The sequence below is a fragment of the Streptomyces sp. NBC_00503 genome (assembly GCF_036346895.1).
In the GTDB taxonomy this organism is placed as follows: domain Bacteria; phylum Actinomycetota; class Actinomycetes; order Streptomycetales; family Streptomycetaceae; genus Streptomyces.
The window spans coordinates 5,214,917-5,230,487 of the sequence record NZ_CP107855.1; the positions used below are offsets into that span (position 1 = coordinate 5,214,917).

16 protein-coding genes are annotated in these 15,571 nt (G+C 73.0%); 11 read left to right on the plus strand and 5 right to left on the minus strand.

The genetic code is table 11. The features are described from left to right. Positions 1-36: 36 nt before the first annotated feature. From mshB to OG490_RS24350, 7 genes are all read left to right on the plus strand, one after another. Positions 37-933 carry an N-acetyl-1-D-myo-inositol-2-amino-2-deoxy-alpha-D-glucopyranoside deacetylase gene (mshB, locus tag OG490_RS24320; RefSeq protein WP_330298397.1) on the plus strand — a complete coding sequence of 299 codons (897 nt, stop codon included), beginning with the start codon at positions 37-39 and terminating at the stop codon, positions 931-933. Beyond that, positions 930-1,313, plus strand: coding sequence for a DUF6113 family protein (locus tag OG490_RS24325; protein WP_330298398.1), 384 nt, complete (start codon positions 930-932; stop codon positions 1,311-1,313). Before mshB ends, OG490_RS24325 begins: the two co-directional genes overlap by 4 nt. A gap of 258 nt (positions 1,314-1,571) precedes the next feature. Then, positions 1,572-3,695, plus strand: coding sequence for a hypothetical protein (locus OG490_RS24330; RefSeq protein ID WP_443065866.1), 2,124 nt, complete (start codon positions 1,572-1,574; stop codon positions 3,693-3,695). Between the two features lie 181 nt (positions 3,696-3,876). Continuing rightward, positions 3,877-4,842 (plus strand): ABC transporter ATP-binding protein, encoded by a 966-nt coding sequence (locus tag OG490_RS24335; protein WP_443065867.1) that lies wholly within the window; start codon positions 3,877-3,879, stop codon positions 4,840-4,842. Further along, the gene (locus OG490_RS24340) at positions 4,839-5,579 is read left to right on the plus strand and encodes an ABC transporter permease (RefSeq protein ID WP_330298400.1); all 741 of its coding nucleotides are present in this window, start codon (positions 4,839-4,841) and stop codon (positions 5,577-5,579) included. The genes OG490_RS24335 and OG490_RS24340 overlap by 4 nt, the downstream gene beginning before the upstream one ends. A gap of 77 nt (positions 5,580-5,656) precedes the next feature. Beyond that, positions 5,657-6,802, plus strand: coding sequence for a sensor histidine kinase (locus tag OG490_RS24345; RefSeq protein ID WP_330301047.1), 1,146 nt, complete (start codon positions 5,657-5,659; stop codon positions 6,800-6,802). Further along, positions 6,799-7,416 (plus strand): response regulator transcription factor, encoded by a 618-nt coding sequence (locus OG490_RS24350; protein WP_330298401.1) that lies wholly within the window; start codon positions 6,799-6,801, stop codon positions 7,414-7,416. The genes OG490_RS24345 and OG490_RS24350 overlap by 4 nt, the downstream gene beginning before the upstream one ends. 20 nt (positions 7,417-7,436) lie before the next feature. Here the strand turns inward: OG490_RS24350 and OG490_RS24355 are convergent, their stop codons facing one another. Further along, positions 7,437-8,231 carry a transglutaminase-like domain-containing protein gene (locus tag OG490_RS24355; protein ID WP_330298402.1) on the minus strand — a complete coding sequence of 265 codons (795 nt, stop codon included), beginning with the start codon at positions 8,229-8,231 and terminating at the stop codon, positions 7,437-7,439. Next, positions 8,228-9,223, minus strand: coding sequence for a GNAT family N-acetyltransferase (locus tag OG490_RS24360; RefSeq protein ID WP_330298403.1), 996 nt, complete (start codon positions 9,221-9,223; stop codon positions 8,228-8,230). Before OG490_RS24360 ends, OG490_RS24355 begins: the two co-directional genes overlap by 4 nt. A 117-nt stretch (positions 9,224-9,340) precedes the next feature. Here OG490_RS24360 and fdxA point away from each other — a divergent pair, with 117 nt between their 5' ends. Both fdxA and dapC read left to right on the plus strand, forming a co-directional pair. After that, positions 9,341-9,670 carry a ferredoxin gene (gene fdxA / locus OG490_RS24365; RefSeq protein WP_030868357.1) on the plus strand — a complete coding sequence of 110 codons (330 nt, stop codon included), beginning with the start codon at positions 9,341-9,343 and terminating at the stop codon, positions 9,668-9,670. A gap of 166 nt (positions 9,671-9,836) precedes the next feature. Then, the gene (gene dapC, locus OG490_RS24370; protein WP_330298404.1) at positions 9,837-10,937 is read left to right on the plus strand and encodes a succinyldiaminopimelate transaminase; all 1,101 of its coding nucleotides are present in this window, start codon (positions 9,837-9,839) and stop codon (positions 10,935-10,937) included. Positions 10,938-11,035: 98 nt separating this feature from the next. Here dapC and OG490_RS24375 read toward each other — a convergent pair whose 3' ends face one another. Further along, positions 11,036-11,395: an ATP-binding protein gene (locus OG490_RS24375; protein WP_330298405.1), complete on the minus strand. Its 360-nt coding sequence runs from the start codon at positions 11,393-11,395 to the stop codon at positions 11,036-11,038. Between the two features lie 247 nt (positions 11,396-11,642). Further along, positions 11,643-12,680 (minus strand): hypothetical protein, encoded by a 1,038-nt coding sequence (locus OG490_RS24380; RefSeq protein ID WP_443065868.1) that lies wholly within the window; start codon positions 12,678-12,680, stop codon positions 11,643-11,645. A gap of 50 nt (positions 12,681-12,730) precedes the next feature. Between OG490_RS24380 and dapE the strand changes: the two genes are divergently transcribed. Both dapE and OG490_RS24390 read left to right on the plus strand, forming a co-directional pair. Next, positions 12,731-13,810, plus strand: coding sequence for a succinyl-diaminopimelate desuccinylase (dapE, locus tag OG490_RS24385; protein ID WP_330298407.1), 1,080 nt, complete (start codon positions 12,731-12,733; stop codon positions 13,808-13,810). Between the two features lie 64 nt (positions 13,811-13,874). Next, positions 13,875-14,633 (plus strand): TIGR00730 family Rossman fold protein, encoded by a 759-nt coding sequence (locus OG490_RS24390; protein ID WP_330298408.1) that lies wholly within the window; start codon positions 13,875-13,877, stop codon positions 14,631-14,633. A 19-nt stretch (positions 14,634-14,652) separates the two neighbouring features. Here OG490_RS24390 and folP read toward each other — a convergent pair whose 3' ends face one another. Next, positions 14,653-15,513, minus strand: a complete 861-nt coding sequence (gene folP / locus OG490_RS24395; RefSeq protein ID WP_330298409.1) for a dihydropteroate synthase — start codon at positions 15,511-15,513, stop codon at positions 14,653-14,655. Between the last annotated feature and the right edge of the window lie 58 nt (positions 15,514-15,571).

Sequence of the window (15,571 nt, forward strand, 5' to 3'; positions counted from 1 at the left end):
GCGCTCCGCCCGCCCAGCCCTCGTAGGCTTGCCCCCATGAACGGTCTTCCCGCCCGTCGGCTCCTCCTCGTGCACGCGCACCCGGACGACGAGTCGATCAACAACGGCGTCACCATGGCCAAGTACGCGGCCGAGGGCGCCCACGTCACGCTGGTCACCTGCACGCTGGGCGAGGAGGGCGAGGTCATCCCGCCCGGCCTCGCCCATCTGGCGGCCGACCGCGACGACACCCTCGGCACCCACCGCATCGGCGAACTCGCCGCCGCGATGCGCGAACTGGGCGTCACCGACCACCGCTTCCTCGGCGGCCCCGGCCGCTTCCGGGACTCCGGGATGATGGGCGCCGAGCAGAACCGCCGGCCCGGCGCCTTCTGGTCCGCCGACCTGGACGAGGCCGCCGGGTACCTCGTGGAGGTGATCCGCGAGCTCCGCCCTCAGGTCCTCGTCACCTACGACCCGGACGGCGGCTACGGCCACCCCGACCACATCCAGGCCCACCGCGTCGCCACCCGCGCCGCCGAACTGGCCGCGGAGAGCGCGTACCGACGGGATCTGGGCGCGCCGCACACGGTCGAGAAGCTCTACTGGAACCGCGTACCGCGCTCGGTCGTCGAGGAGGGCTTCGCCCGGCTGCGCGCGGCCGGAGCGAAGGCGCCCTTCCCCGGGCTGGCCGAACCGGACGACGTACCGGGCGTGGTGGCGGACGAGCGGATCACCACCGAGATCGGCGCCGACGAGGCGCTGGTGGCCGCGAAGTCCGCCGCGATGCGGGCCCACGCCACCCAGATCGCCGTGGACGGGCCCTTCTTCGCCCTCTCGAACGACCTCGCGCAGCCGCTGTTCACCCGCGAGTACTACGAGCTGGCCTCGGGCCGTCCGGGCGCCCCGGCGGGCGAGCGCGAGCGGGACCTCTTCGCGGGGGTGCGGGCATGACCCGTACGTGGACCCCCGGGCGGATCGCCGCCCTGCTGGGCCTGTTGGTGGCCGGAGCCCTGACCGGCGCGGCCGGCTGGCTCGTGGTGGACCTGTGGTTCCCGGGCGGGCTGCTGCTGGCCCTGCTCGCGCTCTTCGGACTGTTCCTCGGCGGCCGGATCGCCCTCGGCACCGGCATCGGGGTGGGGGCGGGCGCGATCGGCTGGTTCCTCGCCTACGTGGTGCTCAGCGCCCCCAGGCCGGAAGGGGACTTCCTGCTCAGTTCGTCCGGAATCAGCATGTACGTCTACCTTTTGGGCGGCGTGGTGCTCGCTGTGATGTGCGCCACGATCAGCGGGCCGGGGGACCGAGTGGTTTCGGCCGCCGGGCCTGCCAGGTGACGGGCCGTCGGAACCGCCCGGCGCCCTGACTAGCTGCGTGTCAGGCGCCCGACAGAGGCTCGGAGTCCAACCGGCGGACACCCGGACGGCGGCTCCGGGCGGCTTCACGCCCCCTTCGAGGGGGCGTGAAGGGGGTCAAGGGGAACCCTTCGTTCCCGGTGGTCGGGTACGTGCGGGCGGCGGCCAGTATGGTGGACGGGCCGCCGAGCTGCCCGCGCACGGTATGACGGGCGGCGGAGCCAACCGGGAGAACCTGCCTTGAGTCGTCCAACCGACAGTTCGTCCTCCGGGCCCAACGGGCGCGGTGGAGCTGCTTACCCCTCGGGTACGCCGCCGTATGGAACCGGCCAGTATCCGTCCACGACCGAGCCGAATGGTCCTGGTGCGGCGACCGCCCCGGAGGAGAGTTCTGTGACTACGCCTGCCAAGCCGTCCACGCCCGATTCCGACGGGCCGAAAACGGAGACCACCCTGACGACCCGGATCCGGATCAACATCCCCGGATCGCGGCCGATTCCGCCCGTGGTCGTCCGCACGCCCATGCCCGAAACCGCCGAGCCGGAGCCCGCACCGGCCGCCGCCCCGGCACCCGTTGCCGAGGAGGCCCCCGCCACCGGCGAGGAGCCGGCCAGCAACTGGTTCGCGCCGCGCAAGGCCGCTCCGGGCCCGACGCCCACGTCAGCGGCACCCGCACCGGCGCCGACTCCGGCACCGGTCCAGGGCCAGGCCCAGGGCCGCGGCCCGGCGGCGGGAGCTCCGGCCGGGGGTAGTTCCGCCCCGCGCTACGACACCCCCGCACAGGGCTTCGCCCAGCCTCCGGCGGGCCCGCGCCCGGGTGCCCCGATGGGCTCCGGCGTCGGCCCCGGCCCGGGCACCGGTCCCCGTACGGGTGGTCCCGCGGGCCCCGGCCAGGGAGCTCCGGGCCAGGGCTACGGCCAAGGCCCCGGCCAGGGCCCCGGCTACGGCCAGGGCCCCGCGCAGGGCCCCGGCTCCGGGCAGCGCCCCGGAGCCCCCGCGCTGCCCGCCGGACCCGGCGCCGCGTACGGCCCCGGCTCCGGAGCCCCCGCCCAGGGAGCTCCCCACCCGGCCGGGCCCGGCTTCGCCGTGCCCGCGGGACACCGCCCCGGCGGCCCCGGAGTCGGAACCGGAGTCGGAACCACCCAGGGCATGCCCCCGTACGGCCCCGGCCCGGCAGGACCGGCCGGTCCGACCGGCGGGCCCGCGCTGGGGACCGTACCCGTGGGCGAGGCGCAGGAGCCCCGCTGGCCCGGCCCCGAACTCGGCGCCGGAGCCGCGTACCCCGCGCCCGGTCCCGGCCCCGGGCCCGCCCCGGGCGTGGACCGCGGCCCGGACCTGTCCGCCTTCCCCGGCCCCGACCCGCTGCAGGAAGTGCCCGCCCCGGCGCCCGAGAAGAAGGCCAAGGCCCCCGCCCGGCCCGCGAAGAAGGGCCGCAGCAAGCTGCTCCTGCTCGCCGTCGCGGCCGTCTCGCTGTTCGGCGTGGCCTACGGCGCGGGCCTGCTCCTCAACCACTCCGACGTCCCCAAGGGCACCACCGTCCTCGACGTCGACATCAGCGGCACCCGCGACGAGGCCGTCGCCAAGCTCCAGACGGCCTTCGGCAACCGCGCCGCCGGCCCCATCCAGCTCACCGTCGGCGGCAAGCAGGTCGAGCTGAAGCCCGAGAAGGCCGGCCTGAGCCTCGACAGCCAGACCACCGTCCGCAACGCGGCCGGCAGCGACTACAACCCCGTCACCGTCATCGGCTCCCTCTTCGGCAGCGCGCGCGAGGCCGAGGCCGTCATGCCCGTCGACGACGAGAAGCTGCAGGTCGCCCTCCAGGAACTGGCCGGCACCGCCGGCTCGGCCACCGAGGGCACCATCACCTTCGACACCGGCAAGGCCGTCGCCGTACCCGGCAAGGCCGGCACCACCCTCGACGTGGGCGCCTCCGCCGACCTGGTCACCAAGGCCTTCCGCGACATGGTCGCCACCGGCAAGGCCACCCCCGTCGAACTGCCCACCGCCACCAAGGACCCGGTCATCGACAAGGCCGAACTGGACCGGGCCATGAAGGACTTCGCCGAACCCGCGATGTCCGCCCCCGCCACCGTCAAGGTGGGCGCCAAGTCCCTGCCCTTCGGCGCCAAGTCCCTGCCCAAGATCCTCAGCATGCAGGCGGTGGACGGCCACCTGGTCGAGAAGTACGACCTGGAAGCCCTCAAGGCGACCTACGGGAACACCTTCGACGGCATCCTCATCACCCGCGGCACGGGCGAGAAGACGGCCGTCACCCCGCAGGACGTAGCCGTGGCCCTCGGCAAGGCCCTGCGCGGCAAGACGACCGCCGAGCGGATCGCGGTCATCGACACCAACCCGAGCTGATCCGCGGCCAAACCACAGCCCGCAGCCCACAGCCCGCAGGCCCGCAGCCCAGAGCCCCTTCCCGGTCACCGGGGAGGGGCTCCGGCGCATCCCCGTCACCCCGGCCGCATGACATCTGTCATGCGGCTCCCACGACGCGGGACACTGCCGGGGGGACCCCCGTCCCGGCGAAGCTTGGGCCATGAAGACGAAGAGCGCGACGCAGACCGGCGCCGCCACAGGGCCCGCAGCCGGACAGGGCGCCGGCAGCGCCGTGGTGAGCTTCCAGAACGTGACGAAGAGCTACGGCCAGGTCCGGGCGGTCGACGGCCTCAGCCTCGACCTGCACCCCGGCGAGACCGTGGCCCTCCTCGGCCCCAACGGAGCCGGCAAGTCCTCCACCCTCGACCTGCTGCTCGGCCTGCGCCCCGCCGACTCCGGATCCGTCCGGCTCTTCGGCACCACCCCCCGCGAGGCCATCGCGGCCGGCCGGGTCGGCGCCATGCTCCAGACCGGCGGCCTCATGGAGGACGTGACCGTACGCGAACTCGTCACGCTGACCTGCGCCCTGCACCCCCGGCCCTACCCGGTCGAGCAGGTGCTCTCCCTCGCCGGTGTCGCCGACATCTCCGGCCGGATGGTCAACAAGCTCTCCGGCGGCCAGGAGCAGCGGGTGCGCTTCGCACTCGCCACCGCCGGCCACAACGACCTCATCGTGCTCGACGAGCCGACCACCGGCATGGACGTCACCGCCCGCCAGGCCTTCTGGGCCACCATGCGCGAACAGGCCGCCCAGGGCCGCACCGTCCTCTTCGCCACGCACTACCTGGAAGAGGCCGACGCGATCGCCGACCGGGTCCTGGTCCTGCAGAAGGGCCGGCTCCTCGCCGACGGCACCGCCGCCGAGATCAAGGCCAAGGCCGGCGCCCGCCGGATCGCCTTCGACCTCGCCCCGGGCTCGGTGGACGAGCTCGCCCTGCGCCAACTCCCGTACCTCACCGGCTACGAGCGGCACGGCGACACCGTCCGCATCCAGTCGACGGACGCCGACGCGACCGTCCACGCCGTGTACGCCCTGGGGGCCTACCCCCGCAACCTGGAGGTCGCGGGCCTCGGCCTGGAGCAGGCCTTCATCGCCCTCACCGAGGCCGAGGAGGCCACGTCATGAACCAACTCGTGAAGCTCGAAATCACCCGCGCCCTGCGCAACAAGAAGTACCTGTTCTTCACCGTGCTCTACCCGGCCGCCCTCTTCCTGATGCTCGGCGGCACGCTGAACGGCACGACGAAGGTCATGGGCACGGACCTCACCATGCCCGCCTTCTACATGGTGGCGATGGCCTCCTTCGGCGCCCTGACCGCCGTCCTCATGGGCAACAGCGAGCGCATCGCCAAGGAGCGCGAGGCCGGCTGGGTCCGCCAGCTGCGCCTGACCTCCCTGCCCGGCCGCGGCTACGTCCTCGCCAAGACCGCCAGCGCCGGAGTGCTCTCGCTCCCCGCGATCCTCGTGGTCTTCGCCGTGGCCGCGGGCGTCAAGGGGGTCCGCTTCGAGCTCTGGCAGTGGCTCGCCCTGACCGGTTCCATCTGGGCCGGCAGCCTCGTCTTCGCCGCGCTCGGCGTGGCCCTCGGCTACCTCGCGAGCGGCGACACCGTCCGCCCGATCACCATGCTCTTCTACTTCGGCCTCTCCATCCTCGGCGGCCTGTGGATGCCCACCGCGAACTTCCCGCAGTGGCTGCGCAACATCTGCGAATGGCTCCCCACCCACGCCTACGCCGGCCTCGGCCAGGCCATCGAGCTGGGCGGCGCGCCGCACGCCAAGGACGTGGCCATCCTCGTCGCGTACTTCGTACTGTTCACTGGTGCCGCCGCCTGGCTGTACCGCAAGGACTCCCTGAAGGCATGACGGTGACGAGCGTGACCGACGCGCGGTACAGAGCCGACGAGGCGGACATCCAGGGGCCCGGCGGCCCCCGGATCGGAATGCGGCCGGAGACCCGCCGCCACAAGGCTGTGAAGCTGACGTGGACCGGCCTGTGGCTCTTCTACCTCAGCGCCCCCGTCGTCGACCTCGTCCGCGGCGGACACAGCACCGGGGCCCGGGTGCTCGGCGGCCTGGGCCTCGCGGCCTTCGTCACCTGGTACCTGATCCTGGTCCTGCGCACCGCCCGGCCGATGCCGGTCCGCCGGGTCCTGCTCTCCGTGTCGGTCCTGGCCGCCCAGGCCACCCTGCTGTCCCTGACCCTCGGCCGCGAATGGCTCGTGCTCTTCGTCTACGTGGCCATCTCCTCCGGGGCCGCGCTGCCCGGGGAGATCTCCCGCTGGACGGTCCCCGGCGCCACCGCCCTGCTCGCGGTGACGGCCAACGCCGTCCCGGACGGCGACGAGTACCTGGCCGGACTGCTGATCCCGTCCCTGATGGGCGGCTTCGCGATGATCGGCGTCCGGGCGATGATCCGCACCACGATAGAACTGCGCGAGGCGCGGGCCACGGTGGCCCAGCTCGCGGCCAACGAGGAACGGCTGCGGATGGCCCGGGACCTGCACGACCTGCTGGGGCACTCGCTGTCGCTGATCACGCTGAAGAGCGAGCTGGCCGGGCGGATGCTGCCGGACCAGCCCGAGGCGGCCGCCCGTCAGGTGGCGGACATCGAGCAGGTGAGCCGGCAGGCCCTGGTCGACGTACGGGAGGCCGTGAGCGGCTACCGGCGGGCGACGCTGCCGGGCGAACTGGCGGGTGCGCGCACCGCTTTGACGGCGGCCGGAATCCTGGCGGACCTCCCCGCCGACGGTGTGGAGGAACTGGAACTCCCCGAGGAGATCGAGTCGGCGCTCGCCTGGGCGCTGCGCGAGGCGATCACCAACGTGGTCCGGCACAGCGGCGCGAAGCGCTGCACGGTCCGCCTGGCCGTCACCCAGACCCTCGCCGGGCGGATGGCGGAGCTGACGGTCACCGACGACGGCGCCGGCGGCCCCTCCGTCGCGGGCAACGGCCTGACGGGCCTGAGGGAACGCCTGGCGGCGGTGGGCGGCACCCTGACCGCGGGCCCAACCGGGCTGCACAACCGGGGCAGGGCGGGCTTCCGACTCCAGGCCGGCGTTCCCGTCCCCCTAGGATCTGCCTCATGAGCCCACGCCCGATCCGCATCCTCCTGGCGGAGGACCAGTCCATGGTCCGCGAGGCGCTGGCGGCCCTCCTCGGCCTGGAGCCGGACATCGAGGTCCTGGCCCAAGTCGCGCGCGGCGACGAGGTGGTGGCGGCGGCCCGCTCCCACGACGTGAACGTGGCCCTGCTGGACATCGAGATGCCCGGCATGACGGGCATCGAGGCGGCGGCGGCCCTGCGGGTGGCCCTCCCGTCCCTGCGGATCGTCATCCTGACCACCTTCGGCCGCCCCGGCTACCTCCGCGGGGCGATGGAGGCGGGGGCCTCCGCGTTCCTGGTCAAGGACGCGCCGGCCGCGCAACTCGCGGCGGCCGTCCGCAAGGTCCTGGCCGGCGAGCGCGTCATCGACCCCACCCTGGCGGCGGCGGCCCTGGCGGAGGGCGCCAATCCGCTCACCGACCGCGAGCGGGAGGTCCTGCGCGAGGCGGAGTCGGGCGCCACCAACGCGGAACTGGCCGCCCGGCTCCACCTGTCCCAGGGCACGGTCCGCAACTACCTCTCGACGGCCATCCAGAAACTGGCGGCCCGCAACCGGGCGGAAGCGGTGCGCGTGGCCCGCGAGAAGGGCTGGCTGTAGCCCCGTCGGCTCCGGCCGGTCTAGTTCAGCAGGGCCCTGGCCGACAGGGCCTCCGCGCGGATCCGGCCCGCCGCCGGAGGGTCGATCGCGTCGATGACGAGGGCGTAGGACTCCAGCTCGGCGGCCCCGTACGCGAACTGGCCGCGCTCCACCAGCAGTTTCGCCCGGTCGTAGCGCAGGGCCGCGGGATGCGAGGGCAGCAGCAGGGCCAGTTCCAGCGCCCACAGCGCCACCCCCGAGTGCTCGGGCCGTGCGGAGGCCCAGGCGCGGATGTTGTTCAGGATCCGCAGCACGATGTCCAGGGTCCGGGCCGCGACCCGCGGACCCTGCGCCAGCTCCGCCGGACCCGCGCCGAGCGAAGCACCGCCCGCGAAGGGATCGACGACCACTGCCTCCTCCGGATCGCCGAAGCCGACCACGAAGTGCCCCGGCAGGGCCAGCCCGTACACCGGGGCCCCGGCCCGCCGGGCCACCTCCATCCAGACCACGGACAGCAGGATCGGCAGGCCCCGGCGGCGCCTGAGCACCTCGTGCAGGAACGAGGACGGCAGCCGGTCGTAGTCGGCCGGGGTGCCGTGGAACCCTTGCTGCCCGCCCAGTAGTTCGGTCACCGCCGAGGCCCACGCGCGGGGGCCCCGCAGCCCGTACGGCAGCATCCCGGCCAGCCGGTCCAGCTCGATCTGCGCCCAGTCCATGACCCGTTCGTCGAGCTCCGGATCGCCCTCCGTCGCGAGCAGCAGGCACAGCACGGACAGGTCCGGCCGCTCCGCCCGCGCCTCGGCCGCGAACTGCTCGCGCCGGTCCTGCCCGCTCACAGCGCCGCCCGGCGGTAGTGGTGGTAGCTGTGGTGGACCGCGAAGCCCATCCGGTCGTACAGCGCCCGCGCCCCCGTGTTGGCGCTCTCCACCTGGAGCCAGGCCGCCGAGGCGCCCTCCTCCAGTGCGCGTCCGGCCAGCGCCGCCATCACGGCCGTGGCCAGGCCCTGGCGCCGGTGGGCCGGGTCCACCTCGACCGCGGCGAACCCGGCCCACCGGCCGTCCACCACGAGCCGTCCGATCGCCCGGCCGGGGATCGCCGCGAACCACACCGACGGCCCGGCCGTCAGCACCCGGCGGGCGGTCTCCGGGTCGTCCACCCGCCCGTAGCGGCCCAGCCAGTCCTCGTCCGGCGTACGGGTCAGACGTACCTCGGCGGCGGCCGAAGCCGTCGCGTCGTCCACGTCCGTCAGCGCCGCCAGCCCGCCGGTCCGGACCTCCGCCGACACCTCGCGGACCCAGCCCCGGGCCTCCAGCTCCGCACAGAGCATCTCCTGGGTGCCCGCGGCCCCCGTGGCGGCCTGGACGTAGGCCGGAAGTCCTCTGTGCGCGTACCAGGAGGTCACTCGCGCGAGTGCATCGTCCAGGGGCGTCCCGGGGTCGCCGAGCGGCAGCACGGAGTTGGCCCGCCGGGTGAATCCGCCCGCCGCACGCAGCGTCCACTCGCCCAGCGGCTCGGTTTCCAGGGGCGGCCAGGACCGTGCGCAGGCCCGCGCGAGCTCCTCGAAGGAGGCCGCGGGACCCCTGCGCCGGGCCGGCGCGGCGGGCACGACCTTGCCCGCGACCAGCGTGGATTCCGCGATTCGGACGGACTCGCCGGTCTTTCGTGTGATCGTCAGCACACCCGTGTTCCAGGATGTGAGAACCCCTACGGCGTCCGTGAACACGGGGGCCCCGCTCAGCTCGCGCTCCACCCGTCGTACAGAGACTCGTTTACCCACGTCAGCGGGGGTGATCCGGATCTCCAGCCGTCCACCGGCAGTGATTTCCACAGCTCTGTCCGCCCCTCCTGTTCGGATCGTGCCCGGGAACGGAGATACTAGAGGCGGGCATCGACGACGCCGCGCTCCCGCGCGATATGGACAGCCCTTATGAGGAGGAACGAGAGCGTGACCTACGTCATCGCGGAGCCTTGTGTCGACGTCAAGGACAAGGCGTGCATCGAAGAGTGCCCCGTCGACTGCATCTACGAGGGCCAGCGGTCCTTGTACATCCACCCGGACGAATGCGTCGACTGCGGCGCGTGTGAGCCGGTGTGCCCGGTCGAGGCCATCTTCTACGAGGACGACACCCCGGAGGAGTGGAAGGACTACTACAAGGCGAACGTCGAGTTCTTCGACGAGCTCGGTTCGCCCGGTGGTGCTTCCAAGCTCGGTCTGATCGAGCGCGACCACCCCTTCATCGCAGCGCTTCCGGCGGACATCAACCCGTCCCACTGACGGTCCCCGCCGCCTGAACCGCCCCTCGGTCCCGTCCGGCCTCGCAGCCGGACGGGACCGAGGTGTTTCACCCCGCGCCGCCCGCAGGACACGTAAGACCCGTAAGACACGTAGGACCCGCAGGATTTCTGGAACGCACGGAACACCCGGAAAGCGAGAGCGCATCGTGGCCGCAGTCTCAGCCCGTCTCCCCGTCTTCCCCTGGGACAAGCTGGAGCCCTACAAGGCGACGGCGGCGGCCCACGCGGACGGAATCGTCGACCTGTCCGTCGGCACCCCCGTCGACCCGGTACCGCAGCTGATCCAGCGCGCCCTGGTCGAGGCCGCCGACTCCCCGGGCTATCCCACGGTGTGGGGCACGCCCGCCCTGCGCGACGCGATCACCGGCTGGGTGCGCAGCCGCCTCGGCGCGAGCGCCGCCGGGCACGGCAACGTCCTGCCCGTCGTCGGCTCCAAGGAGCTGGTGGCCTGGCTGCCGACCCAGCTCGGCCTCGGCGCCGGGGACCAGGTCGCCTACCCCCGGCTCGCCTACCCGACCTACGAGGTCGGCGCGCGGCTGTGCGGGGCGCAGCCCGTGGTCTACGACGACCCGACCACCGATCTCGACCCGGCCCGCGTGAAGCTGCTGTGGCTCAACTCCCCGTCCAACCCCACCGGCAAGGTCCTCACTAAAGAAGAGCTCGTCCGGATCGTGGCCTGGGCGCGCGAGCACGGGATCCTGATCTTCAGCGACGAGTGCTACCTGGAACTGGGCTGGGAGGCCGAGCCCGTCTCCGTCCTGGACGACGAGGTCTGCGGGGGCTCGTACGAGGGCCTCGTGGCGGTCCACTCGCTCTCCAAGCGCTCCAACCTGGCCGGCTACCGGGCGGCCTTCATCGCCGGTGACGCCGAGGTCCTCGCCGAGCTGCTGCTGATCCGCAAGCACGGCGGCATGATGACCCCGGCCCCCGTGCAGGCGGCCACGGTGGCGGCGCTCGGCGACGACGCGCACGTCGAGGAACAGCGGGTGCGCTACGCGGCCCGCCGCGCGGCGCTGCGCACGGCCCTGGAGGCGCACGGCTTCCGCGTCGAGCACAGCGAGGCCAGCCTCTACCTGTGGGTGACCCGCGACGAGCCCTGCTGGGACACGGTCGCCCACCTCGCCTCCCTGGGCATCCTGGTGGCGCCGGGCGACTTCTACGGCGAGGCGGGCGCGCACTTCGTGCGCGTCGCCTTCACGGCCACGGACGAGCGCGTCGAAGCGGCGGTCAAGCGGCTGGCCGGCTAGCCGGTCCGGCCGCCTGGCGGCCGACAGCCCGAAGGGCCCGGGAGTTCGTGCTCCCGGGCCCTTCGGCGTGCGTGTTCCGGCGTGCGTGCTCCGGAAGGTCAGCCGCCGAGCGGCAGGCCGCCGGGGAGGCTGCCCAGCGCACCCGTGGGGAGCCCGCTCGTGGGCAGACCGCCCGCGGTGAGCCCGCTCGTCGGCAGACCGCCGAGCAGGCCCGTGGCGGCATCGGTGGGCGAGGCGGGGACCGCGTGGGTGGCGGCCGGCGCGGCCTGGGCGGCCGTCTCGGTGGCGGTGTCACCCGCGGCGGCGACCGTCGCGTCCGGCGCGGTGAGCGCGCCCAGCTGCGGCACGGACTCCAGGCCCGCGGCGCTGGCCACGCCGGCCGCACCGACCACGGGCGCTGCCCCGGCTGCGAGGAGCAGCGCGGTACGGGCGATCCGGCGGGTCAGGGGGAGGGACATGTTGCTCCTAAGCGGTAGCGGCTGAGTACGCCGGTACAACCGCTCGCAGGGGGCGGTGAGTTGCGGAGCCGGTGGGTAAAGGATCAGTAACGCATCGTTTAATCGGCTTCCGCGACAACCGCACCGGATACGCGTTCACCTGCGCTTGTATGCCCGCCGGGGCCCCGGTGTCCGCCGTTCGGGTCACCCCCGCACGGGGGACACCTCGTACAGTCGAGCGGGCGGGCCTGCGGGCCCGCGAGGCCGCTCAGCCGCGCACGAAGATCCGTATCTCGCCGGACTCGGCGTTGTGCCGGTCGCCGTCCCCGTCCTTGGCTCCCGTGCCGCCCTTCTGCTGCCAGCGGTCGCCGTCCTTGCCCGCGATCCAGGCGTTCTGGGAGTACGAGACCCGGGTGATCGCCAGCGCGCGGGCGTTGGCCACCGCCCACCCCGACAGCACCCTGCTGGCGCGCACCGCCGCGTCGCCGCCGCCCCGCTTCTCCACCAGGGTGACCTCGGACTCCGCGACGGCCTTGCTGCCGCCGGCGCCCTCGTCCCCGGTCCGCGACGCGTCCCGCTGCACGGTCGGCATGGTCTGCAGCCCGCTCTTGCCGATCAGCCGGGACAGCTCCGTACGGACCTTTGCCGGGTCCCCGGCCAGGGCCGGCGCGGGGCCCGTGCACACCAGGTGGCCCGCGCCGGTGAGCGCCGTCGTCAGCACCGTCGCGTCGGGCTCGTGCTTCGCGTACGCCTGCGGGAAACCGCTCAGCTGCACCTTCTGCGCCGCCACCGTCAGCGGCAGTCGCGAGTACCCCTTGATCTCGCCCAGCCGGTCGTAGAAGATCCCGGCCGAGTACACCGGGTCCATGATCTGCTCGGGCGTGCCCCAGCCCTGCGAGGGCCGCTGCTGGAAGAGCCCGAGCGAATCCCGGTCGCCGTGGTCGAGGTTGTTCAGCTGCGATTCCTGCATCGCCGTCGCCAGGGCGATCGTCACGGCCCGGTCCGGCATCCCCTTGGAGACCCCGACGGCCGCTATCGTCGCCGCGTTGGCCGCCTGGTCCGGGGACATCTCGACGTACTCGTCGGGGCTGCCCTTGTCCTCGTTCGGACCGTGGACGCTGGCCGTGCAGTACGGCGCACCACCGCCGCCGTTCGACTCGCGCTGCACGACGAAGTAGCCGACCACCGCGATCAGCACCAGGAAACCGGCAACCCAGCGGAGCGGGTGACGGCGGCGGCGGGCACGGGGCTGATCAGCGGTCTGCGGCACGCCGCCCACCGTACTTGAGCCATTCGGCACGTCCATCGGCCGGACGGACACCGATGCGCCCGACCCCGGGCGTTAGGGTCGGTCCCATGCCCGAATCCGAGCTGGACCTCACCCTGGACGCCGCCGAGCTGACCGCCCGGCTCGTCGACATCCCTTCCGTGAGCGGCGACGAGAAGGTACTCGCCGACCTCGTGGAACACGCGTTGCGCGGCCTGGCGCACCTGACCGTGGACCGCTTCGGCAACAACGTCGTCGCGCGCACGAACCTCGGCCGCGCCGAACGCGTCGTACTCGCCGGCCACCTCGACACCGTGCCCATCGCCGACAACGTGCCCTCGCGGCTCGACGAGAACGACGTCCTGTGGGGGTGCGGCACCACCGACATGAAGTCGGGCGTCGCCGTGCAGCTGCGCATCGCCGCCACCGTGCCCGAGCCCAACCGCGACCTCACCTTCGTCTTCTACGACCAGGAAGAGGTCGCCGCCCACCTCAACGGCCTCGGCAAGGTCGCCGAAGCCCACCCCGACTGGCTGACCGGCGACTTCGCGGTCCTGCTGGAGCCCTCGAACGCCGAGGTCGAGGGCGGCTGCCAGGGCACCCTGCGGGTCCTGCTGCGCACCGCCGGCGAGCGCGCGCACTCCGCGCGCAGCTGGATGGGCTCCAACGCCATCCACGCGGCGAGCCCGATCCTGGCGAAGCTGGCCGCCTACGAGCCCCGTAGGCCCGTCATCGACGGCCTGGAGTACCACGAGGGCCTCAACGCGGTCCGCATCGAGGGCGGCGTCGCCAACAACGTCATCCCCGACGCGTGCACGGTCACGGTCAACTTCCGCTACGCCCCCGACCGCAGCGAGGCCGAGGCGCTCGCCCACGTACGGGAGGTGTTCGCGGACTGCGACATCGCCGAGATCGTGGTCGACGACTCCTCGGGCGGCGCACTCCCGGGGCTCGGCCACCCGGCGGCCGCGGCCTTCATGGAAGCGGTCGGCGGCCGCGCCATGCCGAAGTTCGGCTGGACGGACGTCTCCCGCTTCAGCGCGCTCGGCGTACCGGCGGTCAACTACGGCCCGGGGGACGCCCTGTTGGCCCACAAGGTCGACGAGCGCGTCGAGACCAAGGCGATCCTGCACTGCGAGGAACGACTCCGCGCCTGGCTGACCTCCTGAATTCCGCTTCTCGTCACCTTTGTGCGCCTACCCTGATCCAACGATCAGCAGGAGGGAGCACATCATGGGCAACCCCGAAAGTTCCGCTCGTCGTCGGCCCGAGGAGCAGCAGCTCGGGCCGGTGCTGAGGAGGCGGGGCCAGGTGCAGGCGGGCAGTACGACGGACCAGCGGCTGCTGGATTCGGCCGGGCCCTCCGAGTGGGTGCACACCGATCCCTGGAGGGTCCTGCGCATCCAGTCGGAGTTCATCGAGGGCTTCGGCACGCTGGCGGAGCTGCCGCCGGCGATCAGCGTGTTCGGCTCCGCCCGGACCGCGGTGGACTCACCCGAGTACGAAGCGGGCGTGCGGATCGGCGGAGCGCTGGTGGACGCCGGCTTCGCCGTCATCACGGGCGGCGGTCCGGGCGCGATGGAGGCGGCCAACAAGGGCGCCCGGGAGGCCAACGGCGTCTCGGTGGGCCTGGGCATCGAGCTCCCCTTCGAGCAGGGGCTCAACCAGCACGTGGACCTGGGGCTCAACTTCCGCTACTTCTTCGTCCGCAAGACGATGTTCGTGAAGTACAGCCAGGGCTTCGTGGTCCTGCCGGGCGGCCTGGGCACCCTCGACGAGCTCTTCGAGGCCCTGACCCTGGTCCAGACGCAGAAGATCACCCGCTTCCCGATCGTGCTGTTCGGCACGGAGTACTGGAGCGGGCTCATCGACTGGCTGAAGAACACGGTGATCGCGCAGGGCAAGGCCTCGGAGCGCGACCTGTACCTCTTCCACGTCACGGACGACGTGGACGAGGCGATCTCGCTCGTGACGAAGGAAGTCGGCAAGTAACTCCGCCAGCTCCGAGGGGCTACGCAAGTCCCCGGCGGGCGACCGCCGGGGGCCGGTGGCCCTGGATGGAGCGGACCATGTCCAGGATCTGCTTGGTCTCCGCGACCTCGTGGACGCGGTAGACCTGGGCGCCGAGCCAGGCCGAGACGGCCGTGGTGGCGAGGGTGCCCAGCAGACGCTCCTTGACCGGCTTGTCGAGGGTCTCGCCGACGAAGTCCTTGTTGGACAGCGAGACCAGCACCGGCCAGCCGGTATCGGCCATTTCCGCCAGCCGGCGGGTGGCCTCCAAGGAGTGGCGGGTGTTCTTCCCGAAGTCGTGGCCCGGATCGATCATGATCGACTCCCGGGGGACGCCCAGCGCGGCGGCCCGCTCGGCGAGCCCGACCGTGACGCGCAGGATGTCCTCCATGACGTCCTCGTACGAGGTCCGGTGCGGCCGGGTACGCGGCTCGACCCCGCCCGCGTGGGTGCAGACGATTCCCGCGCCGTAGCGCGCGGCGACCTCGGCGAGCTTCGGATCCACCCCGCCCCACGCGTCGTTCAGCAGGTCGGCCCCGGCCTCGCAGACCGCCTCGCCGACCTCGTGCCGCCAGGTGTCGACGCTGATCACCACGTCCGGGTGGCGGCGGCGCACCTCGGCGACGAAGCCGACCGTCCGCCGGGCCTCCTCCACCGCGTCCACGTGCTCGCCCGGCCCCGCCTTGACCCCGCCGATGTCGATGATCGCGGCGCCCTCGGCGACCGCCTGCTCGACGCGGTCCAGGGCGGGCTCGTCGCGGAACGTCGCGCCCTGGTCGTAGAAGGAGTCAGGGGTCCGGTTCACGATGGCCATGATCACCGGCTCGTGCGTCTCGAACTCGCGCCTGCCCAGTCGCAGCATCCTGCTCTTTCCTCCTTCGGCGGCCCTTGCGCCTCGTCTGCGACCTTAACCTGGTGGC